Annotated in this window: 21 protein-coding genes and 1 pseudogene; 19 read left to right on the top strand and 3 right to left on the bottom strand. The window is 55.6% G+C overall.

Features of this window, described 5'->3' with window-relative positions:
• Positions 1 to 83: 83 nt before the first annotated feature.
• The 6 genes from HQL76_00310 to HQL76_00285 all read left to right on the top strand — a co-directional run bounded on the left by HQL76_00310 (position 84) and on the right by HQL76_00285 (position 7,120).
• The gene (locus tag HQL76_00310) at positions 84 to 809 is read left to right on the top strand and encodes a F0F1 ATP synthase subunit A (GenBank protein MBF0107605.1); all 726 of its coding nucleotides are present in this window, start codon (positions 84 to 86) and stop codon (positions 807 to 809) included.
• 72 nt (positions 810 to 881) lie between these two features.
• Positions 882 to 1,109 (top strand): ATP synthase F0 subunit C, encoded by a 228-nt coding sequence (gene atpE, locus HQL76_00305; GenBank protein MBF0107604.1) that lies wholly within the window; start codon positions 882 to 884, stop codon positions 1,107 to 1,109.
• Positions 1,110 to 1,114: 5 nt separating this feature from the next.
• On the top strand, positions 1,115 to 1,678 hold the full coding sequence (gene atpF / locus HQL76_00300; GenBank protein ID MBF0107603.1) for a F0F1 ATP synthase subunit B: 564 nt from the start codon (positions 1,115 to 1,117) through the stop codon (positions 1,676 to 1,678).
• 197 nt (positions 1,679 to 1,875) lie between these two features.
• On the top strand, positions 1,876 to 2,931 hold the full coding sequence (locus HQL76_00295) for a sigma-54-dependent Fis family transcriptional regulator (protein ID MBF0107602.1): 1,056 nt from the start codon (positions 1,876 to 1,878) through the stop codon (positions 2,929 to 2,931).
• A gap of 147 nt (positions 2,932 to 3,078) precedes the next feature.
• Complete coding sequence (locus HQL76_00290; protein MBF0107601.1) at positions 3,079 to 5,835, top strand: ABC transporter; 2,757 nt, start codon at positions 3,079 to 3,081, stop codon at positions 5,833 to 5,835.
• Entirely contained in the window at positions 5,828 to 7,120 is a 1,293-nt protein-coding gene (locus HQL76_00285; protein MBF0107600.1) for a putative DNA binding domain-containing protein, read from the top strand. Before HQL76_00290 ends, HQL76_00285 begins: the two co-directional genes overlap by 8 nt.
• Positions 7,121 to 7,208: 88 nt before the next feature.
• Here HQL76_00285 and HQL76_00280 read toward each other — a convergent pair whose 3' ends face one another.
• Positions 7,209 to 7,931, bottom strand: coding sequence for a helix-turn-helix transcriptional regulator (locus HQL76_00280; protein MBF0107599.1), 723 nt, complete (start codon positions 7,929 to 7,931; stop codon positions 7,209 to 7,211).
• A 374-nt stretch (positions 7,932 to 8,305) separates the two neighbouring features.
• On the opposite strand from HQL76_00280, the gene HQL76_00275 reads away from it, so the two are divergent.
• From HQL76_00275 to HQL76_00250, 6 genes and pseudogenes are all read left to right on the top strand, one after another.
• On the top strand, positions 8,306 to 8,581 hold the full coding sequence (locus HQL76_00275) for a hypothetical protein (GenBank protein ID MBF0107598.1): 276 nt from the start codon (positions 8,306 to 8,308) through the stop codon (positions 8,579 to 8,581).
• A 5-nt stretch (positions 8,582 to 8,586) separates the two neighbouring features.
• Complete coding sequence (locus HQL76_00270; GenBank protein ID MBF0107597.1) at positions 8,587 to 8,961, top strand: DNA transposition protein; 375 nt, start codon at positions 8,587 to 8,589, stop codon at positions 8,959 to 8,961.
• Positions 8,962 to 9,226: 265 nt separating this feature from the next.
• Positions 9,227 to 9,418, top strand: a complete 192-nt coding sequence (locus tag HQL76_00265; GenBank protein MBF0107596.1) for a hypothetical protein — start codon at positions 9,227 to 9,229, stop codon at positions 9,416 to 9,418.
• A 59-nt stretch (positions 9,419 to 9,477) separates the two neighbouring features.
• On the top strand, positions 9,478 to 10,368 hold the full coding sequence (locus HQL76_00260) for an exopolyphosphatase (GenBank protein MBF0107595.1): 891 nt from the start codon (positions 9,478 to 9,480) through the stop codon (positions 10,366 to 10,368).
• A 130-nt stretch (positions 10,369 to 10,498) separates the two neighbouring features.
• Positions 10,499 to 10,796: pseudogene (locus HQL76_00255) on the top strand (BrnT family toxin).
• Entirely contained in the window at positions 10,750 to 11,031 is a 282-nt protein-coding gene (locus HQL76_00250) for a BrnA antitoxin family protein (GenBank protein MBF0107594.1), read from the top strand. Before HQL76_00255 ends, HQL76_00250 begins: the two are co-directional and overlap by 47 nt.
• Positions 11,032 to 11,234: 203 nt before the next feature.
• Here HQL76_00250 and HQL76_00245 read toward each other — a convergent pair whose 3' ends face one another.
• Positions 11,235 to 11,939, bottom strand: a complete 705-nt coding sequence (locus HQL76_00245; protein MBF0107593.1) for a carbonic anhydrase — start codon at positions 11,937 to 11,939, stop codon at positions 11,235 to 11,237.
• 295 nt (positions 11,940 to 12,234) lie between these two features.
• Between HQL76_00245 and HQL76_00240 the strand changes: the two genes are divergently transcribed.
• Positions 12,235 to 12,531 carry an STAS domain-containing protein gene (locus HQL76_00240; protein ID MBF0107592.1) on the top strand — a complete coding sequence of 99 codons (297 nt, stop codon included), beginning with the start codon at positions 12,235 to 12,237 and terminating at the stop codon, positions 12,529 to 12,531.
• A gap of 18 nt (positions 12,532 to 12,549) precedes the next feature.
• Here the strand turns inward: HQL76_00240 and mutM are convergent, their stop codons facing one another.
• Positions 12,550 to 13,377 carry a bifunctional DNA-formamidopyrimidine glycosylase/DNA-(apurinic or apyrimidinic site) lyase gene (mutM, locus tag HQL76_00235; protein ID MBF0107591.1) on the bottom strand — a complete coding sequence of 276 codons (828 nt, stop codon included), beginning with the start codon at positions 13,375 to 13,377 and terminating at the stop codon, positions 12,550 to 12,552.
• Positions 13,378 to 13,580: 203 nt separating this feature from the next.
• On the opposite strand from mutM, the gene tatA reads away from it, so the two are divergent.
• The 6 genes from tatA to HQL76_00205 are packed head-to-tail and all read left to right on the top strand — an operon-like array spanning position 13,581 to position 21,561.
• Positions 13,581 to 13,802, top strand: coding sequence for a twin-arginine translocase TatA/TatE family subunit (tatA, locus tag HQL76_00230; GenBank protein ID MBF0107590.1), 222 nt, complete (start codon positions 13,581 to 13,583; stop codon positions 13,800 to 13,802).
• Positions 13,803 to 13,830: 28 nt separating this feature from the next.
• Entirely contained in the window at positions 13,831 to 14,154 is a 324-nt protein-coding gene (locus HQL76_00225; protein ID MBF0107589.1) for a twin-arginine translocase TatA/TatE family subunit, read from the top strand.
• A complete protein-coding gene (tatC, locus tag HQL76_00220) occupies positions 14,151 to 14,906 on the top strand; it encodes a twin-arginine translocase subunit TatC (GenBank protein ID MBF0107588.1) in 756 nt (251 codons plus the stop codon). Before HQL76_00225 ends, tatC begins: the two co-directional genes overlap by 4 nt.
• Before the next feature lie 3 nt (positions 14,907 to 14,909).
• A complete protein-coding gene (locus HQL76_00215) occupies positions 14,910 to 16,586 on the top strand; it encodes a ribonuclease J (GenBank protein ID MBF0107587.1) in 1,677 nt (558 codons plus the stop codon).
• Positions 16,587 to 16,594: 8 nt separating this feature from the next.
• Positions 16,595 to 20,320, top strand: a complete 3,726-nt coding sequence (locus HQL76_00210; GenBank protein ID MBF0107586.1) for a DNA translocase FtsK 4TM domain-containing protein — start codon at positions 16,595 to 16,597, stop codon at positions 20,318 to 20,320.
• Between the two features lie 32 nt (positions 20,321 to 20,352).
• The gene (locus HQL76_00205; protein MBF0107585.1) at positions 20,353 to 21,561 is read left to right on the top strand and encodes a hypothetical protein; all 1,209 of its coding nucleotides are present in this window, start codon (positions 20,353 to 20,355) and stop codon (positions 21,559 to 21,561) included.
• The last annotated feature ends 31 nt before the right edge of the window (positions 21,562 to 21,592 follow it).

Raw genomic sequence — 21,592 nt, 5'->3', positions numbered from 1 at the left:
GCCTTGGCAGCAGAGGAATCATGAGCGCAACCGTCACCCCCATGGATGTCTCCAGCCAGGCGGTCGCCGCCGTGGCTCCCAGGATGGATCCACTGCACCATTTCCAGGTCGCCAAACAGTTGGATGTGTCGTTTCTGGGCCTGTTCGACATTTCCATTTCCAATTCGGTGCTGTGGATGTGGATTGCCATCGCTCTGGTCATGTTTTTCTTCCATCACGCCTTCAAACAACCGACCATCGTCCCTGGACGTCTGCAAAGCCTTGGGGAGATCGGCTACCTGTTTGTTCATGGAATTGTCACCGAGATCATCGGCGACAAGGGGCGTCCGTTCTTTCCCTACATTTTCAGCCTGTTTTTTTTCATCCTTTTCTGCAATCTGGCGGGACTGATCCCCGGGTCGTTCACGGTGACCTCGCAGCTGATCGTCACGGCGACCTTCTCGTTGACGATCGTCGGTTTTTCGTTCGTTTATGGTTTCATGAGGCATGGAAGCCATTTTCTCAAATTTTTCGTCCCGAGCGGGGTTCCGGTTCTGCTGATGCCCCTGATGATTCCGATCGAGATCATCTCCTTTCTGGCTCGACCGGTTTCGTTGGCGGTTCGTCTGTTCGCCAACATGACTGCTGGCCATACCATGCTCGCGGTCATGTTTTTCTATGTCGTCACCCTGCCATGGTGGGGCGCCTGGGTTCCCTTCGGGTTTACCATCGTTTTTACCGGAGTGGAAATTTTCATCGGGTTCATCCAGGCCTACATCTTCACCATTCTGACCTGTGTCTACATCAATGATGCCATACACATGCATTGACAGCGACATGGGATCGTGGCACACATGGACCCTCGTTCATTTTCAAGCCTGCCTTCGGAAGGAGAGATTTCAATGGATGCAACAGCCGCTGCTTTGATCGGAATGGGACTTGCCGCACTGGGGTTTGCCGGATCCGGTGTCGGACTCGGAGTCCTTTTCGGCAAGGCCATCGAAGCGATCGCCCGCCAGCCCGCCGCCGAGGCGCAACTGGCCAAATACATCTGGATCGGCATGGCCTTCGTGGAAGCGGTGGCGCTGTATGGCCTGGTCGTTGCGTTCATCATCATGGGCAAGGCCTGACCCCCATGATCGCCGCCGCCTATGCCGCCACCGCGGAACACGCCGCCAGTTCGGGAATGCCGCAGTTTGAGCCATCGGTGTTCGAACATCAGATTTTCTGGTCGATTGCCTCTTTCATCATTCTTGTGGCGTTGCTCAAGAAACACGTCCTTCCCGCCATCGAAAAAGTTCTCGATGCCCGCAACAGCAAGATTCGCAACGATCTTGAAAACGCCGAACACAGCCGGAGGGATGCGGAAAAAGCGGCCAACGACATGCAGAAGCAGCTCAACGCCGCCCGGAGAATGGCCGAGCAGACCATCGAGGAAGCCCGACTCGAAGCGGCCAAATACCGGGACATGGCCAGGGAAGCCCTGAGTCAGGAACTGGCCAAGAAAAAAAGCGTCGCCCTGGCGGAAATCGAAACCGCCAAGCAAAAAGCGGTGACGGAACTGCACGAAGCCGCCGTCGATATTGCCATGATGGCGACCGAAAAACTCATCGCCAAAAACATGAGCAAAGCGGAAACCAATAAAATGGTTCTGGAAGCGATTGCCGCGATCCAGGACCATTCGGGGCAGGTTCATTGAGGCATGCCGGACGATCATCGCATGGGTGGCCCGCCCTGAACGACTTCGGTAGAACCTTGGGGTAATGCCCCAGACCTTTCCGGGGGGAGATTTCTCCCCCGGATTCCTCGCGAATGTGTCAGCCGGTCTGTTGCCCTTCTGTGTGTTCATGTCCCATTTTTTTCCGCGTTGACCATTTGCAGGAGGAAAAGAACTCCGTGGACGGCGATGATGACGATGCAACCCACGAGGTCTCACCTCTGGAACCGGATTCCGCGTTTGACCGGGAATCGTTGCCGCCAAGCCTGGTGTTCGACAGTCCCTCGATGAAAACCCTGATCAAGCGCGCCCGTCATGTGGCGGGTTTTGATCTTCCGGTACTCATTCAGGGGGAGTCGGGGACGGGCAAGGATGTTCTGGCACGCATGGTTCATCAATCCTCCGGTCGCAGGAATCACCCGTTCATTTGTGTCAATTGTGGTGCCATTCCCGACAATCTGGTCGAGGCGGAATTGTTTGGTCATGAGAAGGGGGCCTTTACCGGGGCGGTCATGGCGCGCAACGGCTACATTGCCGAAGCGGACAAGGGGACCTTGTTTCTTGATGAAATTGGCGAGTTGCCTTTATCGACCCAGGTCAAACTTCTCCGGGTCATCCAGGAGCGGGAAGTGACCGCGGTCGGATCGGTTCATCCGCGCAAGGTCGATTTCAGGATTCTTGCGGCAACCAATCGCGATCTGTTGCAGGAGGTTGCCCGGGGTCGTTTTCGCAACGATCTTTTCCACCGGCTGGCGGTAGCGGTCTTCACCATTCCTCCGCTACGCGAGCGTCCCGAGGATCTGGAAGAGCTGATCCACGAGTTCATCGCCCGGATCAATCGGGACATGCTGCAACATCCAGGATACAAGAAAAGAAAATTGACCGACAATGCCCGTACCCTCCTGCGGCATCATTCCTGGCCGGGAAACATACGCGAACTCTACAATACCCTGTTGCGGGCCATTCTCTGGAGTGAAAACCATGTGGTCAAATCCAGGGACATCCAGGATGCCCTGTTCGGCATTCACATCACCCCGCCAGCCACCATTCTTGGTCGGGAGTTTGGTCGGGAATTTCGTTTGACCGATCTGTTGACTCAGGTGGCCGATCATTATTTCGACAAGGCCCTGAAGGAAAGTGGCGGCAATAAATCGTTGGCGACGCGCCTCCTGGGCTTGCCCAATGCGACCACCTTTTCCAACTGGAAACGAAAATATCCCTGGAAAAAAACGTAGCCCGCAATCATTTTGCGATGCGTTATTTCCAAACGTCATTCCAGGCGAAGGCGGGCATGCAAAAGGTGGAACGTCTGTTCCCTTGTTTGGTTGCGGCGATGCCATGGCATGGTACGACCAGGCGGGTGAACCGGGTGGAGAAGGGCAATGAATACGATGTGGTCATGGCCGGGAGCCCGCTGGTGGAAATTCGATTTTCATACCCATACGCCCGCATCGCACGATTATGGCAAGGGACCGGATCAAGCAACCTTGCGGCAACGCACTCCCAGGGAGTGGTTGCTGGACCATATGCGTGCCGAAGTGGATTGCGTGGCCGTTACGGATCACAACACGGGGAGGTGGATCGATCCGTTGCGAGCGGAATTGTCACGGATGACCGACGAGCAGCCTGATGGGTTCCGTCCTTTGGTGCTGTTTCCCGGTATCGAACTGGCGGTCCATGGAGGCTTTCATTTGTTGGCGTTGTTCAAGCCCGAGAGAACAAATACCTCGGATATCGACCGTCTGTTGGGAGCTGTCGATCTTGACACTCGGAGCGGTGATGGCAGACTTACGCGCAAGGGCGCCGTGGAGGTTGTCGAGGAGATTGTCAAGGCAGGTGGAATCGCCATCCCCGCTCATGCGAACGGTGACAGTGGGCTTTTCGAGAAACTGACCGGACAGACCCTGGCGCAATTGATTGAATGCGAACACCTGTTTGCCATGGAAATCCATGATCCCGTTCTCGACAAACCCCAACTCTATAGAGACAAAAAACCAGACTGGACCGAGATTCTGGGTTCGGATGCCCATCATCCCAGCGGAGAACGTTGTCCTGGAAGCCATTTCACCTGGGTTAAAATGGGACAGCCCACCCTGGAGGGGTTGCGTCTGGCGTTGCTGGATGGGGAAATGTCCATCAAACGTTCGGACCAGTTTCCAGGGATCAAGCCGAATGACCACGGGCCTCTGTGTCTTGAATCCTTGACCGTGAGCAGGGCCCGGTACATGGGGTGCGTAAAGTCTTTCGAATGGGGCTTCAACCCTTGGATGAATGCGCTTATCGGCGGGCGAGGCTCTGGCAAGTCCACGCTGGTGGAATTTCTCCGACTGGCATTGCGCCGGGAAGGGGAGTGGCCGGAAAGTCTGAAAAAGGACTTCGAGAAGTATGGCAAGGTCTCCCTGTCTCGTCAGGATGAGGGCCTGCTGACCAGGGAGTCCGCCTTGACGATCATCTATCGCAAGCACGGCGGCAGATACCGCATTCAATGGTCTCCTGGCGGTGGAGAACAAATCCTTTCCGAAATGGATGAGCACGGCGCTTGGCAGCCGACGCAAGGGGTTGTTGCCGATCGCTTTCCCGCCCGCATCTTCAGCCAGAAGCAGATTTTCGAACTTGCCAGAACTCCTGGCGACCTCCTGAAAATTATCGACAGCGCCCTGGGCAATGAACACCAGAATTGGGTGGGAAGTTGGAAGGAAGCGGAATCGGCCTATCTCTCCTTGCGCGCCAAGGAACGGGAGATTGCCGTCGGTCTGAAGGATGAGGAACGTATCAAGGGCGAACTGCTGGATGTAAAACACCGCTTGGCCGCGTTCGAGCAGGCGGAACATGCGCGCATTCTGAGAACTTATCAGCATCGCAAACAGCAACAACGTGCCCTGGAAACCTGGGAGAATTCCTGGTCAGGCCTGGGAGACCAATTACGGTCCGTGGCAGAAGAGATCGCCCCGGCCTCCATTGAGCCGACTTTGTTTGCCCCAGAGGATACCTCCGACCGCGAAGTGGTGACAGAGACCAGCCGCATCATTCATCGCCTGGAGAAAATGGCCAGAATTGTGGAGAAGTTGGCTGTCCAGGCCGATCTTTGTTTGAGCCATTGGAAGTCGGCACAGTCTGCCCCATCTTGGAAACAGGTTCTTCATGATGCGGAAGAAAAATACGTGTCTTTGCGGCACAGGCTTCGGGAGGAAAACGTCGGGGAACCCAGCGAGTTCGGAAAACTGCTCCAGCAACGTCAGACCCTGGAGCAGCAACTTGCCAATATGGAATCGCGTCGCAAGCTCCAGAATGACGTGCGCTTCCAGGCCGCCGAGAAACTGAGTCAGCTTACCGAATTGCGTCAAGAATTGACCCGGAAGCGCCATCAGTTTCTTGAAAAGATTTTGGAAAACAATCCGTATGTAAGGATATCCGTCGTGCAGTTTGGCGACACTGATCTTTGCGAGAGCCAATTACGGGAACGGATCGACTGTGACGCAGGAAAATTCGATAAGGATGTTGGCACGGCTGGACAGGACGGTTTGCTTGGAATGATCAAACCAAACAAACCCGAGGAGGGCGTCCTCCAATTGAAGCGGGTTCTTCGAGATCTTGCGGCAACAGGGAAAAGCCGTGAATACACTGCCAAGGACCAACGGTTTGTCACCAAAGTACAGGGATTGCCCCCCGAGCGGTTGGATCGGCTGGAGGTCTGGTTCCCGGATGATGTCTTGGATGTGCGCTACAGCATTTCAAGTGACAGGAACAACTTCCAAAGCATCGACAAGGGTTCGCCAGGACAGAAGACGGCAGCCATGCTTGCCTTTCTCCTGTCGCACGGAGCGGAACCTCTGATCCTGGATCAGCCCGAGGATGATCTCGACAATCATTTGATCTATGAGTTGATCGTGACTCAATTCAGGGCCATCAAGAAGCGCCGTCAGATCATCGTGGTGACGCACAACGCCAACATCGTGGTCAATGGCGATGCCGAGCAGGTCATGGCCCTTGCCGTCAGTAACGGTCAAACGTGCCGGACCTGCGACGGAAGCCTGCAGGAACAGACGGTGCGCGAGGAAATCTGCCGCATCATGGAAGGGGGCAAGGAAGCCTTTGAACGACGCTATCGCCGTATTGCTCACGGAGGCCGACGTGTTTGACGGCGCGGAAGAACTGCTTCGGAAAATTCAATTGGGAGAGGATACCTCTCTCGAACTCAAGACCGTGGTCATGGCGGGGAACAAGGTCAAGGCTCCCTCCCGCGCCGACCTGGCGGATGAAATCGCGGCCATTGCCAACACAGCCAGAGGAGTCATCGTTTTTGGCGTGGATGACAAGACGCGGGAGATCACCGGCATTCCCAGGCAGCAGCTCGATGATGTCGAACGTTATGTCTTCGAGGTGTGTCATGAAAGCATCAAGCCGCCGGTCCTGTTCCGTTCCCTTCGCATGGAACTGCCAGACACCATGGGCTCGCCGAAGGCCGTCTTGAAGGTCGAGATCCCCCGCAGTTTGTTTGTTCATAAAAGTCCTGGGGGATATTTCCATCGTCAGGGCAGTTCAAAGCGCGAGATGGACACTCCGGTGTTATCCCGCCTGCTTCAGCAACGCAGTCAAGCCCAACTGATCCGGTTCGACGAACAACCGGTTCCCGGAACCGCTCGATCCGACCTGGATGAGGTCTTGTTGCGCCGTTTTTTGAAGAATCCATGGGGGCCGGCATGTTTATCGGCCTTTGGTATCGATGGTGATTTGACGACCGTTCACAAACTGGGGCTGCTCAAAACGGATGATGAAGGAACGGAACGGGCCACTGTCGCCGGGGTGTTGATGTGTTCCAGGAAACCAGCCCAGTGGATGTCGAGCGCGTTCATCATGGCCGTTCGCTATCGGGGAGTGCGGCAGGATTCCAATCAACAACTCGATGCCATGGATATCCATGGTCCTCTGGACGAACAAATCAGGCAGTCCATGCTCTTCGTGCGTCGCAATATGAGTGTGGCGGCCAAGAAACGGCCAGGACGGGTCGAGATTCCCCAGTTCAGCACGCGCGCCATCTTCGAGGCGATAGTCAATGCCGTTGCGCACCGGGATTATTCCATTTCCGGATCAAAAATCCGGCTTTTCATGTTTGATGATCGCCTCGAACTCTATTCGCCTGGCGCACTTCCCAACACGATGACCATCGAGAGTTTGCCACTGCGTCAGTTTACCAGGAACGAGCTGCTGACCACGTTGTTGGGACGATGTCCGGTCGAAGAAGGCGCGGAGAAACTGATGCGCCAGTATTTCATGGAAAAACGTGGCGAGGGCGTACCGATCATCATGGATGAAAGTTTCAGGATTTCTGGACGGTTGCCTGAATATCGTCTGCTTGATCATACAGAGCTGTTGCTGGCTATCCATGCGGCCAATGCGACGGATTTCGGACATGGCGAAGCCTGACCGTGGAAGACGTCCCATTGCCTGAAGCAAGATGATTGGCAGTGACATATGGCTTCCCGACAAATCTGCCGTATCATCGACTGGTTTTTCAGATTCTCCGTCCCGTCCAAACCACTCTGCCAATGATCGAAATCTGCCGCACCTGTTCGGCAGTCACTCGTATATCTTCATACGCCTCATTGTCACTTTTGATGGCGATCGAACCATCGAACCCCCGCTGCAATCGTTTGGCAACCAGATCCTCGCCGCGGCGCAATACATAAATGGCATCATTGCGCATGCTCTGATCCCTTTGATCCAGAAGGACCAAGTCACCATCCTTCAAGGTCGGTTCCATGGAATCGCCAATGATGCTCACCAAAACAACCTTCTTCGGATCCAACCCCATGACTCCAAGGATCCAATCCGATTTGAAGGCGATGTGATCGACAATCTGTCCACTATGGAACGGTTCGTTTTCCAATCCGTCCGCTACAATGCTGAACCGCGGAACCACTACATAGGATTGCGGCGAGACCCGATAATGGGTTTCCGGTTCGCGTGCCATGGTCATCGGATCTTCGGGAGGGAGCGTCGATGAATGTTCCATCCACGGCGACCCCCGTCCCGTCAGCAGCCAGTTGAGCGAAATATTGGTGTTCATGGCAATCTTGATCAGGGTACTGGTGCGGGGACAGGCGCCATTGTTGAGAATTCCCGCAAGGGTCGATTTTCCCAATCCGATTCGGGTGGCCCAGGCATACGGCGCCTCCCTGCCGATCACGAACTCCAGACGTTCCTTGAGCCTTTCGAGGGAAGAGGTTTCAGACATTTCACGCTCCAGAAATTGTGGCATTCCAAGACATCGAAGCGGTGGCGTCCCATCCCGGTTGATCCGCTCCGGTCGATGAGTCGTTGGCGGCACGACCGGGCCTTTCGATCTGGAATGGGTTCGTCATTGGCAACGCCTCGCGAGTGAAACAACGGTGAAACGGACCGACATGAATTATTTCCGAACCGTTGTCGATAAATGATGAACTATTTCAGTCTAACATTCCCTATTACCGAAACTCAAATTTATTTTTACGAACTTTTAGTTCGTTTTTTGTTGACTGATGCCCTTCTTTGCGAGAAAATCGTCTTCTGGCATTTTTTTACGAACTCATCGTTCGTTTTTTCAAACAATCCCATCCCCAGGAGACCGCCATGGTATACCGCACTCTTCATCCCGACCGATGCGAACCTTTTGGTCATTTCGGACCGGAAGTCCAGACGCTTCTGGGAGAAATCTTCGCCCTTTGCAACAGCCTTCACGCCATCGAGAACGATATGGAACACAGCATTCGGAACATTCGCCAGGCAGCCTTCGCCTTTTCCGAACCCCGCCGCCAACGCCTTCGCCTTCTTGTCGAGGCCCTGGCGAGAAAAACAAGGCAATCCAGCGTAGAACACAACAACAAGGCCGTAACCGAAGAAGGATGACTCCCATGAACATGCCACATCCCCTGTTTTATGCCCGTTTTCCCGAATCGCTCAAGGAAATCCGCGAGGCCATCGGCTTGGAGAATACCTTGAAATTGGTAACAAATTGCGGAGGTACACGCATTTTCGTTCCCAAAAGAATCAGCGCCCAGCATCGTCTGGCCAATCTGCTTGGATTGAAGGCGGCCCGACAACTGAGTCGCCGCTTTGGTGGTGAAAGTCTGACGGTTGTCCGTGGCGCACCTGCCCTGCGCAATTTGCGCAACAGGGAAATTGTCGCCAAATACAATAACGGGGTGCGCGTTGCAGACCTTGCCCGTTCCTATGCCCTGACCGAACGCCGCATCTATTCCATTCTTGCGGGAACCTCGTCCAATTGACCGATACCATCCGTCGCGACCATCAATGATCGACCGGACGGACGGGCGCCCCAGAAAATAAGTGTCATGGGATGGGTCTTGAACAGCATCGACCCTTCCCATACCCATTCCATCATCGAATTTGATGGGGTAGACTGGAGCGTGCGATCTTCTCCATAGACAAAATTTTTCATGGCTTGTCATCAATCCGTTTTTGAGGCAAACTTCAGCGTTTGTTTTGCCCTCGGGATTTCGTGTCCCGAGTCGATGTCATAGGAGCGCGTTCATGACCTACAACGAGGCGGTTGTCACTGCCAGAGAGATGGCCTCCCGGACACTGAAGAGCTGGCTGATCTATTTTGATGGCAAGGATGATTATCAGGTCCAGGAACAGAGGATTCCCACCCCGAGGACCATGGTCAAAGAACAGCATCATTTTCGTTTGAAAGCCGTGGTCAATCCGGTATGGATGGAATAATTCTTCATTGATGACAGGCCCCCTCGGGCCTGTCACCTGATCGTACAGGTGGACGATCCATGAAACTCGCTGCCATCGACTGCGGATCGAATGCGGTTCGCCTTTTGGTGTCGAACGTGTTCGAGGTCGGCTCGTGGAAGCCGCTCATTCGCAAGGCGGATCTTTACCGGGTTCCGGTACGGCTGGGAGAGGATGCCTTTATCCGCGGAGTGATTTCCAGGGAGAAAGCCCGGGATTTTCTGCATGCCATGGCGGCCTTCAAATCGTTGATGTCCGCCTGCCATGTGGATGATTATCTGGCCTGTGCCACCTCGGCCATGCGCACGGCGGAAAACGGGCCGGAGCTGGTCAAACAGGTCCACCGCGAGACCGGTCTCGACATCCAGATCATCGATGGTTCCAGAGAGGCGGAATTCATCGCCCTCAATCGTCTCGATGGCCGTTTTCTCATCGGCAATTTTCTCTACATCGATGTCGGTGGTGGAAGTACCGAATTGTCGCTGTATCAGGATGGCCAGCTCAAAGCCTCGCGATCATTCAAGATTGGGACGATTCGCATCAAGGAAGGGTTGGTGCCGGAAAAGCGATGGCTTCACATGAAAGAATGGATCGACATGCACTGTCATCCACTGACCGCCATTTCCGCCATCGGTTCCGGGGGCAATATCAACAAACTGTTTTCCCTCATCAGTCACAAATTCGACAAGCCCGCCACCCTGAAACGGATTCAGGTGATCCATAACGAGCTGTCGCAATTGAGTATCGAGGAACGGATGCTCAAACTGGGACTCAAACCGGACCGGGCCGATGTCATCGTCCCCGCGGGACAGATTTTCACCACCATCATGACCTGGGCCAACATTCAGCAAATTTTTGTCCCCCAGATCGGTTTGTCGGACGGGTTGATTCACGCCCTCTATCAACGAAAAATTCATGCCCGAAAAGACTGACGAAACCAAATCCACAGTCCCCGTTGCTCGCGGAAAAGTATTGACAGACAGATTTTATGTAGCTACAATAATGCTATATATTGAACATATATTGAATTTAGCCTGATAAAAGAATTTAATAGAGGTAATTGTGAAAATTAAATTTGACAGTGCCAAGGACTCTGCCAACCAGGACAAACATGGTGAATCTCTGAATGCAGCGCAGAGAATCGATTGGGAACATGCCATCGTTTCCGAAGATCGCCGACGCGACTATGGGGAAACACGCAATCGCCTTTGCGCCTATAGGAAATCGGGTATTCTGTGTCGTTTTTGTGGATCGGGATGACACCCGAAGAATGATCAGTTTGCGAAGAGCGAATAGACGAGAGATCAAAGACTATGTCAATACCAGAGAAACTCTCGGGCTTTATCCTTCCCAGTCCTGAAGAAGAGAAGGCCATTGCATGTGGCATTGCCGCAGACCCGGACACCTATGAACCAACCACTGAAGAAATCATGACCATGCGCCCGTTGCGCGGCAGACCCGTCAACCCAGATAAGAAAGTTTTATTATCTGTACGATATTCCCCGGAGGTTGTTGAATTCTTCCGATCCACTGGGACTGGATGGCAAACCCGCATGGATGAGGCGCTTCGGGAATGGGTGGCGTCGCACCGATAACTTTCAACCACTGCGGCAGGAAATCCAATTCCATGCACTGTCATCCACGGTAACCGTTCAGACCCCGTCATTCCCTGCTACAGCAGGAATCTAGGATGTGCTTCAGCCTCCCTGGATCCCCGTTGTAGCAGGGGATGACGCTTGTCAATGGGGGTATGAACGGTTGCGGATCCTCCGCCCCGGATGTCATTGCTGTCGGGGAATCAAAGCCATTCGATCGTGCCATCTTCGACATGATAAACGGCGCCGACAATGTTGACCTTGTTCTCCTTGGTCAGATGCTTGAGTTCCTCGCTGCCGGTCGAAAGATCGAAAATGCTTTGATGGACGTTTTCACGGATGGCATCGACAATGAGTTCATCCCCCGCCAACCCCTTGTCCCTGGAACGATGGACGGCGGGAATGATGTTGTCCACCAGTTTGGGGATGCTGCCGCCGACCTTGTCCCCTTTGACGACGGCGGTCACCGCTCCGCAACGGGTATGCCCGAGGACCAGAATGAGCGGGGTCATCAGGTGTCCCGCGCCATATTCGGTGGTCCCGATCTCATCGGTATCGGCGACGTTGCCGGCGACCCGGATGACAAACAAATCACCGATGCCGCGATCGAAAATATGTTCGACCGGGACCCGCGAATCGGAACAGGAAATGATGGTGACGAATGGATGCTGACCATTCTTGAAGGTGTCGGCGATGCGTTCGGGTGACAGATTCGGGCGTTCCGGTTTTCCTTCGAGGAATCGCTGGTGTCCTTCCTTGAGCAACTGCAATGCCTGATCCGGGGTCATGGAGGGGGCCTGGGCATGTCCCGAACCGCTTGCCCAGGGAATCCTGGGAAGGGCAAGCACCCCCATTCCCAGAGCCAAGCCTTTGATCATCTGCCGCCGCATTGGTTCAATATGAGTCACGTCGATCACTCCTCAATCTGTGAAATGTCCATGGATCAGCACATCGATTTTCTTCCGTGCATGCTACCATTTTTCTCCGCCGCCGGTCAGCAGCCTTCCTCGGCTTCCGAACGAACCTGGACCTGATTTCCATTTCTCGATGTGGCGCAATCCCGGACCAGGGGCCATGGGAATTCCTTGAACAACCCTCTGGAACCTTTCCTGGATACATTTGTCAGTGCTTTTCATGGCGCTTTGCATTAGCCTCTGCGCGAGACTGTAACCATGCCATGACGATGAACCCGAAAGAGGATCCATGTCCATCAGTGTCCAGATCGAAGGCCGCATCGCCACCCTGTCTCTTGATGAACGGTTCAATTTTGAAATTCACCGCGATTTTCGCGACGCCTACTCCAAATGCAAGCCCAACAGCGCCTTCGTCATCGATATGAAAAGGGTTGAATACCTCGACAGTTCGGCCCTGGGGATGCTTCTGTTGCTGCGTGAATACGCCGGGGCCGACAAGGCCGATGTCCGGATCATCAACTGCAAGTCGATGGTCGAACGGTTGTTGAAGGTGGCCAACTTCGATCGCCTTTTCAAGATTACCTGAGTCGAGCCACCCGCAATATCATCGCGCGGGGGGCTGACAGCACGGACAAAAAGGGCTGGCACGACCCCCCAGACGCAAGGAAGAAATGACACCGCCACATTCCCGGCAACATGCTCCCTCACGGCCATACACCAACAATGATTGTTGAAAATATCCCGGTCGGCCATCACTCCGACGAAAATCACGCAAGGTCGTCCCCCCCTGCCGAATGGCCGCGGTCAAGCGATCCTTGATCGCCGACACCAAAATGCTACACGTCTCCAAACGCAACGAGGCCGCCTGAGTCGCTGGATGGATACCCGCCCGGAACAGGGATTCGACCGCATAAATGTTGCCGATTCCCGCCACCACCCGGCCATCCATCAAGGCCATCTTGATCGCCCGCCGCATCATTCGGATCCGGGCATGAAGCGCCGATCCGTCAAATTCTTCCGCCAACGGTTCGGGTCCCAAACGGGAAACAAGCTCATGCCGCAAAGGATCGCTTCCTCCCCAAAGGACCGCTCCAAAACGCCGTGAATCGGTCAAACGCAGAACCAATCTCCCTTCCAACACAAAATCGACATGATCATGCCGACCCGGAACCACCCCATCCGACACCACCCGTAAAACACCACTCATCCCCAAATGGATCAGGACAGTCCCCGCCGCCGTTCGCAACAGCAACACCTTTCCCCTCCGGTCCATCCCCTCGATCCGTTGCCCCGGCAAAACCCCGTGCAACAACGCCCCGGCCACCGGCCAACGCAGGTCCGTCCTCCGGACCACGACATCCATGATCCGTACCCCGGCAAGGGCTTGCCACAATCCCCGGCGAACGGTTTCCACCTCCGGCAGCTCCGGCATTTTTTGCGTCTCCCGCCTTCCACGGCATCCAGAATCCCAATTCCATCGATCACGTTCCCTCGGGGCGACATTTTTATCGCATATCGGGTTTGCGTCTTGGATGCCATTATTGTAATCTTGTTCTCTTCGCGTTTCGGACCGGTCACATCACACCAGGTTCCGGTCGCCTAAGTGACGGATCAACGAGCAAGGAGTTTACGGACATGTTCGGATTGGGTACTTCGGAACTGATCATCATTCTGGTGATCGTCCTCGTCGTTTTCGGCGCCGGCAAGCTTCCCAAGGTGATGAAGGATTTGGGCAAAGGGGTCAAGAGTTTCAAGGACGCCATGAACGAAAAGGAGGAACTTGTCGAAGGGACTCCCGCGAACGCCCCCGGCAAACTGGTCGAGGCGGAAGTCGTCTCCAAGAAGGAAAACGCCTGAGACGGTCGCCACCTGACGGAGTTGGGCCATGCTGGGTATGGGTTGGATCGAAATTCTTGTCGTCGTTGTCGTCGCCCTGCTCGTGATCGGACCCGAGAGCCTTCCCGAGGTCGCCCGATCCCTGGCCAAGGGGCTGCGTCAGGTGCAGCGCGTCGTCGCCGAAGTGCGGGACAGCATCAACCTTGAAGAATTCGAACGCAGACATCCCCCAAGGCCTTCCGTCCCACCCGATGAACCTTCCCTGCCCAGGGTCACCGGCGAGACCTCGGCAAGACCCCTGTCCGGGGGGACCATCCCCACTGCCGATGCCCGTTCCGAGTCCACCAAAAACGACACCGCAACCACGCCATGACCCAGGAATTCGATGACAAGGCCCCCCTTCTTGATCATCTGATCGAACTCAGGCGCCGAATTGCCAACTCGGTGCTCGCGATTCTTGTGGGGTTCATTCTTTGTTATTCCTTTGCCGAGGATGTTTTCGCGTTCCTTGTCGCCCCGCTGCGCCAGATCATCGGTCCCGACGCGAAAATGATCTATACCGGACTCCACGAAGCTTTCTTCACCTACATGAAGGTTTCCTTCTACGCCGGACTGTTTCTGGCGATCCCGGTCATTCTTTCCCAGGTCTGGCTCTTTGTCGCCCCGGGTCTGTACAAACACGAAAAACAATTTTTCATGCCGTTTCTCGTCATCACCCCGATCCTGTTTTTCATAGGTGGCGGTTTGGCCTATTATTTTGTGTTTCCACTGGCGTTCAAATTTTTTCTCAGTTTCGCTTCTCCCGGAATCGAGGCCCTTCCCTCCCTCAAGGAATATCTGAGCCTCGTCATGACCATGATTTTTTCGTTCGGGCTCGTGTTCGAACTGCCGGTGGCCATCCTGCTGTTGATCAAGGCGGGGACGGTCAGCACGACAGCCCTGGTGGCCAAGCGAAAATATTTCATCGTCTTCGCCTTCATCGCCGGTGGCATCCTCACCCCTCCCGATCCCTTTTCCCAAATCATGCTTGCCATCCCCATTCTTCTTCTTTATGAGATTTCCATCATACTCGGACGGCACCTTGAAAAAAAACGGGCCGTTGCCGAATCGTTGGGGGAGGATTGATCCATGGGAAATCCCCAATCCCTGGAAATCATTCCCCTTGGCGGTCTGGGCGAAATCGGGATGAACCTTCTGGTCTACGGCTGCGATGGCAAACTGCTCATCGTCGATTGCGGTCTGACCTTTCCCGGCAGCGATACGCCGGGCGTCGATGTCATCATCCCCGATGTCTCCTTCCTCGTCGAAAACCGTGACCGGGTTGTCGGATTCGTTCTGACCCACGGACATGAAGACCATACCGGAGCCATGCCCTACATCTGGCCCGACATCGAAGGACCCATCTACGGCAGTGCCATGACCCTGGGACTGCTTCGGGTCAAGTTTCGCGAACACCGCCTCCTGGACCGGGCCACCCTGATCGAGGTCCGCAACCGTCAACCCTTCCAGGTCGGTCCCTTCAACCTGTGCATGATTCAGGTTTCCCATTCCATTGTCGATTCCTCCGCCCTGGCGATCAAAACACCCCTGGGGACGATCATCCACACCGGTGATTTCAAGATTGACCATACTCCGGTCGATCGCCGTCCCACCGACCTGTATTCCTTCGCCCGCTACGGCGAAAGCGGCGTCCTGGCCCTTCTGTCCGATTCGACCAACATCAACCGTCGCGGCGCTACCGTTTCGGAACAGGTGGTTGCGGAGGCCCTGCTCAAGGTGTTCACCAAGAGGGAAGGGCTGATCGTCGTCGCCACCTTCGCCTCCAACATTCAGCGCATCCAACAGGTCTTCGACGCCGCCCGCGCCGTCGAACGCCGGGTCGTCATCAGCGGACGTTCGATGCAGACCAACATCGATGTCGCCCGTTCCCTTGGATTTCTCAAGGTCGAGGACGACATGATCCTCGATGTCCGTTCCTTTGCGCATTACCAACGGTGCGAGATGGTGGTCCTCTCTTCGGGCAGTCAGGGAGAACCCAACTCCTCCCTGTCGCGCATCGCCCACGGCGAACATCGCGAAATCGACCTGCGACCCGGAGATACCGTCGTCCTCTCTTCCCGTTTCATCCCCGGCAACGAACAGACCATCTGGGCCATGGTCAATCGCATGTTTCGTTCGGGGGCCTGGGTGATCCACGAAGCGAACCTTCCCGAAATCCATGTCTCGGGCCACGCGCCACAGGAAGACCTCAAGCTGATGCTCGCCCTGACCCGGCCACGGTATTTCATTCCCATCCACGGCGAAATACGACACCTGCACAACCATCGCAACCTGGCCATTCAGATGGGCGTGGACCCGGGACACGCCCTCGTGGTCGAAAACGGCCACAGGATCGTCATCGATGCCGCGGGAATGCGCCAGGAGGGATTGGTTCCCTCGGGACGTGTCTTCGTCGATGGCAAGGGAATCGGCGACATCAGCGACATCGTCCTCAGAGACCGGCGCCACCTGTCGGAAGACGGACTGGTGGTCGTGGTGCTGGTCGTCGAAAAAAGTACCGGCGCCATTTTGCAACGCCCGGAACTCCTGACCCGGGGCGTCGTCTACGAGGAAGACAACCGTCTTCTCCTGGAACAGGCCAAGGAGGCGGTCGAGGAGGCCCTTCGCCTTGGCCCCCAGGGGATGGATTTCGCCGAGGACGAAGGGGCGGGACCTTTGGAACTGGCGCAACGGGCCGTGCGCCGCTTCTTCAAGAAGAAACTGGGTCGCAGACCGGCGGTCATTCCCCTGGTCATGGAAATGTAGGGTCGATCATGGCGCGAAAAAAAAACAAATCCAGCCAACAGGAACAAAAAGCTCAAGAACTGCGCCGGACCATTCTTCGGGAAGGGTTTGGCGTCTTGTTGCTCGGCGTCACCGCCTACCTGGCCATCGCCCTTTTTTCCTATAATGTCCAGGACCCTTCGTTCAACAATACCGGCAACGGTCAGGTTACCAATCTGGGTGGGGTCGCCGGGGCCTACCTTGCCGATTTTCTCCTTCAGCTCTTTGGTTACTCCGCCGCCTGGTTGCCTCTGTTTCTTGGCCTGATCGCCGTGCAAAGCCTGCGACGGGTGCCGTGGGGGCTGCACTGGGAACAGATCGCCACCCTTCCCATGCTCGCCGTCGTCACCACCATCCTGTCGGTCCTTTTTCCACCGGGCGAAGTGACCTCGATCCCCGCCGGTCCCGGCGGCATGGCGGGCATGATGGTGACCCGGGCCCTCGTGGAAACTCTGGGACACTGGGGTTCCCTGCTTCTTCTTTTCACCCTGGGACTGCTCTCCTTCATGGTCCTGACCCGGTTTTCCCTGTTTGCCATTCTGATCGGCATCGGCAGTATCGTCACCGGCATCGTCCGTGCGATTTTTTCCCGGTCCCGTCCGGACGAAACCTCCGAAGCGTCCCTTGCCGCGACAACCGGTTCCATGGTCCGCGAGGGGGCCGGCGCTTATGAACTCGAAGTCAAGGCAAACGACATTCCCCCCTTCCGCTTCCGTGACGGAAGGCTCCAGGATCAGCCCGAGTCGTCCTTCCGCGACGGCCATGGTTCCCGTTTCGAGTCCCCCGATCCGATCCATTCCCTTCCGGAGAAGGATGACGCGACAAACTTCATTGCCGACAAGGCCGATGACCACGGCATGATGGATCTCCATGATGTCTTTCCTCGGGCCGACGCGGTCCGCGACGGCGAAAAACTCCTGGAACAGACCGACTGGGATATCGACCCCGCCCCATCGGTCGTATCGATCGATCGGCTCGACCAGGACCGGAACAGATCCGCATGGATCGACCAGGATCGGCCCGACCAGGATCGACCCGACCGGGAACCGACAGTTCGCGGATCACGGCAGGAGGATCCCGATTCCCTGCTCCCCCCTTTTCGGAGCGAACCGGTTCGACAACCGATCGATGACCCGGATCCGTCCCCCCCTTCTTTTTCCGATCCTGGCCGGACCGGGGAATATGGCTCCGGAGGAGGGGTTTCCGAACACGAGGATCAACGACAATCGCTCGCTTCCGCCTCGGGCAACGACCCGCGAGACGGAGAGGCCGTGTATGCCACGCCACGTCTCGGACCGGGAAAATTTCTCGCCCCGGTTGCGAGTCTGGTTTTCGATTCGGTCGATAAGGTTGCGGCGCTTCTGAAAAAACAGGATCGGAAGCAGGAACCTGACGAATCGGGGCCTCCTCTGTTCGAGGAACCGGTACGTCCGTCACCGCGCACCGTCCCTTTGATGCGTCAGGAACCGGCCCTCGATGACGACGAGGATCGTCCGCTTCCATCACGGCCTCCGTTTGGCGATTCCGATCCCGATGACGATGGAGCGGATGCCTTTTCCATCCGCGGTCTGAGTGACCGCCGGAACGAACAGGAATTCTCTTTCCACGAGGCGCTTGTTTCCCATGAGGAAAAAACCTCTTTGCCATCGGTATTTGCCTTGGACAGGAGTGGCCCCGCGACAATCGGGGAGGAATCGGCCCCCCAGGCGTTTTCGGATGAAACAACCGTCCGGGAAGAATGTTTAGCTGCCGATTCTCTTTGTTCCGGGGGTTTGCCCATCACCGAAGCGCATGGAAGGAAACCCACCCCCGACGAAGAGGAATCATGGATTGTCGCGGCGTTGGCACGGCAACGACCGGTCGCCATGGTCCGTGACGAAACCGATGGCACGATCGAGCGGGAAGAAGGACCCTCTTTTTCAGCCATACGCGACGACCTGGACACGGATCGCGGTCCACAACCCGATCTGACCCCGTTTGCCGCGCCGCGCCGGATGGAAAACGAACGCAACCTCGTCCCCAGGGATCTGGAAGAGCCGTTCGACGAAGAGGAGGATCCAGGATATTTCGTTCCGGGAAGGGAGGGGGTCGCGGGGGATCCGGATGATCCTGGAAACGAGGAGGATTCTTCTGGATGTACCGGTGACGATTCCCTGGAGGGAAAAGCGGAAGAGCCGATGGAAGACGCGCCGCCGCTTCCCCCGCTCGACCTTCTTGAAAAACCCACGAAGGGGGCGGCGGAGGTCGATCGGGAATATCTGACGCAGCAGGCGCGTCTCCTGGAATTGAAACTGGCCGACTTCAAGATCAAGGGGCAGATTACCAACGTCCTTCCGGGTCCGGTGGTGACGACGTTCGAATTCGACCCGGCTCCGGGACTGCGGGCCTCCAAGGTCATCACGGTTTCGGATGATCTGGCCCGGTCGATTTCCTCGCCGTCGGTACGGGTGGTTGGCAACATTCCGGGAAAGAATGTCATCGGCATCGAGGTTCCGAATCCGTCGCGCAATACGGTCTATCTGCGGGAGGTGCTGGAATCGGAGGTCTTCGTCAATACCCGGCATCCACTGGCGGTCGCCCTGGGGTCGGACATCACCGGCAACCCGGTGGTGGCCAATCTGGCGCGGATGCCGCATCTTCTGGTGGCGGGAACGACGGGATCGGGCAAATCGGTGGCGTTGAACGCGATGATCTGCTCCATTTTGTTCAGCGCCCGGCCCGACCAGGTACGGTTTATCATGGTCGATCCGAAGATGCTGGAACTGTCGGTCTATGAAGGGATACCCCATCTGTTGGCCCCGGTGGTCACGGATGTCCACAAGGCGGCGAATCTGCTCAAATGGGCGGTCCTGGAGATGGAAGATCGTTATCGCCTGATGTCGGAGATGGGGGTCCGGGGGCTTGATAATTTCAACCGGCGGATCATTCAGTGCCGCGAAACCGGAGAGCGACCGACACGGCGGGTCAAGATCGGTTTCGACCCCGAGACGGGGGCGCCGGTCGAACAGGACGAACCGATTCCTCTGGTCGCCAAACCCCTGATCGTCATCGTCATCGATGAATTGGCGGACCTGATGATTCAGGTAGGCAAGGAGGTCGAACCCGCCATCGCCCGCCTGGCGCAGATGGCGCGGGCGGCAGGATTGCATCTGATCGTCGCGACCCAGCGTCCTTCGGTCGATGTGATCACCGGGTTGATCAAGGCCAATTTTCCGACCCGTCTGGCCTTCCAGGTGTCATCGAAAATTGATTCGCGCACCATTCTGGATGTCATGGGAGCGGAACGTCTCCTGGGGATGGGCGATGGACTCTATCTTCCCCCCGGCACTGCCCATCTCAAACGGATCCATGCCCCCCTGGTGACCGACAACGAAATTCACAAGTTGGTCGGTTTTCTCAAGGAAAACCACGGCACGTCACGCTACGACATGGCGGTGATGCGACATGTGGACGAAGACGACGACGGCGGAGATTTCGGCCCTGGAGGTTCTTCCTCCGACGGCGACGCCCTGGATGAATACGATCCCCTCTACGATCAGGCGGTGGCCCTGGTACTCAAGATACGCAAGGTTTCCACGAGCATGGTGCAGCGTCATTTCAAGATTGGCTACAACCGCGCCGCCCGCATCGTTGAGCGGATGGAGGCGGATGGTTTGGTGACTCCGTCCAACAGCGCCGGAAAACGGGAGGTCCTGCCGCCGGGCAACAGCCAATAGCCAGGCTTGCGACGTGACAAGGAGAAAACCCGGTGTCCACCGAAGTTCAAAGACGCGATGCCCACTTTCCACGAAAAAGCGACCAACCGAGGGTGCAGTTTAAATTTATTCTCGCCCTTGTTGTTATTCCTTTTATTTTATCATGGATCCTTGGCGAAATCTATATCAGATCTACGGTTGAATATCTTACTCCAGAAATCCTTGAAAATAAAAGTTCTGCCCAACTGGAGTTTATTCCATCGCTTTTTTCACGACTTAGATTGCGTAAAGGCGCTCCCAAGTTCCAGAATTCATCAACGCACTGGCAGATCAACTCACTTGGATATTTGGGTCCGGAATTCACCATTGAGAAAAAGCCTGGAATTAAGCGCATCATTATCTACGGTGGTTCTCAGGTGTTTGATGGTGGCGCTCTTCGGGGAGAAGATTGGCCCCATCTGGTCGAGAAGTACCTGCGTGACAGAAACTTCCCGGTCGAGGTCATCAACGCGGGCATCCCGGGAGCGGCGTCTTTTGATTCCTTTGGAAGGTTTTACTCGGAAGGACACTTTTTCCAGCCTGACATCGCCATCCTGGTCAATGCCTGGAATGATTTGAAACTATTCTCATCCAACGAAATGCTATCCGACCAGGCCAACCCGTATGTCGCCAACGTAAATCCACGTTATCAGTATTTCAACTTTGTGGACAAAGTATTATGCGAAAATTCCCAGGTATTTTTCCAACTTCGCGACCGATTTGTGCTGTGGTGGTATGGCATAGGGAGTGAAGGGAAAGTCATCGCACCAGAAGAACGTGAAAAAAACGACATCATGCCCATGCCTCTGGAGCAATACCGGTTGACCTACACCCTCTTTGCTGAATTGGCCAAGGCCATTCAAGCTGTTCCGATCATTATTCAGCAGGCGAGATTGGTGACCCGGAACAATACCGAGGAGCAAAAAAAGAAGATCGGCTTTCATTTTTCCCAGCTTGGACATTCGGGAATGGTCCAGGGATTTGAAAAGGCAGACGCCATCCTGGAGGAAGTTGCGCGAAAAACGGGAGCCGTATTTCTGAGGACAGAACAATTCCACGGAAATGACACCCTGTTCGACGACCACATCCATTTTTTACCCGAAGGAAGCCGGATTTTTGCCCAATGGCTTGCAGAACAGCTGGTCCCCATCCTCCAATCTGGCAAAAACCTTCACCATGGCGCGGACGGAACATCGTCGTTCAGCACTCTTGAATCGCACTGATGAGCGCTGACGATGAAGAAGGAGTAAGCTG

This window comes from Magnetococcales bacterium (assembly GCA_015228815.1).
Taxonomy (GTDB): domain Bacteria; phylum Pseudomonadota; class Magnetococcia; order Magnetococcales; family UBA8363; genus UBA8363.
This window is presented reverse-complemented; position numbering and strand designations above follow the sequence as displayed.

Bases quoted from the DNA above. Each gene is read 5' to 3' on its own strand.
- HQL76_00290 (MBF0107601.1), top strand. From the start codon at position 3,079: ATGAATACGATGTGGTCATGGCCGGGAGCCCGCTGGTGGAAATTCGAT.
- tatA (MBF0107590.1), top strand. From the start codon at position 13,581: ATGTTCGGATTGGGTACTTCGGAACTGATCATCATTCTGGTGATCGTC.
- HQL76_00275 (MBF0107598.1), top strand. From the start codon at position 8,306: ATGGTATACCGCACTCTTCATCCCGACCGATGCGAACCTTTTGGTCAT.
- mutM (MBF0107591.1), bottom strand. From the start codon at position 13,377: ATGCCGGAGCTGCCGGAGGTGGAAACCGTTCGCCGGGGATTGTGGCAA.
- HQL76_00280 (MBF0107599.1), bottom strand. From the start codon at position 7,931: ATGTCTGAAACCTCTTCCCTCGAAAGGCTCAAGGAACGTCTGGAGTTC.
- HQL76_00215 (MBF0107587.1), top strand. From the start codon at position 14,910: ATGGGAAATCCCCAATCCCTGGAAATCATTCCCCTTGGCGGTCTGGGC.
- HQL76_00265 (MBF0107596.1), top strand. From the start codon at position 9,227: ATGACCTACAACGAGGCGGTTGTCACTGCCAGAGAGATGGCCTCCCGG.
- HQL76_00310 (MBF0107605.1), top strand. From the start codon at position 84: ATGGATCCACTGCACCATTTCCAGGTCGCCAAACAGTTGGATGTGTCG.
- atpF (MBF0107603.1), top strand. From the start codon at position 1,115: ATGATCGCCGCCGCCTATGCCGCCACCGCGGAACACGCCGCCAGTTCG.
- HQL76_00260 (MBF0107595.1), top strand. From the start codon at position 9,478: ATGAAACTCGCTGCCATCGACTGCGGATCGAATGCGGTTCGCCTTTTG.
- tatC (MBF0107588.1), top strand. From the start codon at position 14,151: ATGACCCAGGAATTCGATGACAAGGCCCCCCTTCTTGATCATCTGATC.
- HQL76_00240 (MBF0107592.1), top strand. From the start codon at position 12,235: ATGTCCATCAGTGTCCAGATCGAAGGCCGCATCGCCACCCTGTCTCTT.
- HQL76_00210 (MBF0107586.1), top strand. From the start codon at position 16,595: ATGGCGCGAAAAAAAAACAAATCCAGCCAACAGGAACAAAAAGCTCAA.
- atpE (MBF0107604.1), top strand. From the start codon at position 882: ATGGATGCAACAGCCGCTGCTTTGATCGGAATGGGACTTGCCGCACTG.
- HQL76_00270 (MBF0107597.1), top strand. From the start codon at position 8,587: ATGAACATGCCACATCCCCTGTTTTATGCCCGTTTTCCCGAATCGCTC.
- HQL76_00225 (MBF0107589.1), top strand. From the start codon at position 13,831: ATGCTGGGTATGGGTTGGATCGAAATTCTTGTCGTCGTTGTCGTCGCC.
- HQL76_00250 (MBF0107594.1), top strand. From the start codon at position 10,750: ATGTCAATACCAGAGAAACTCTCGGGCTTTATCCTTCCCAGTCCTGAA.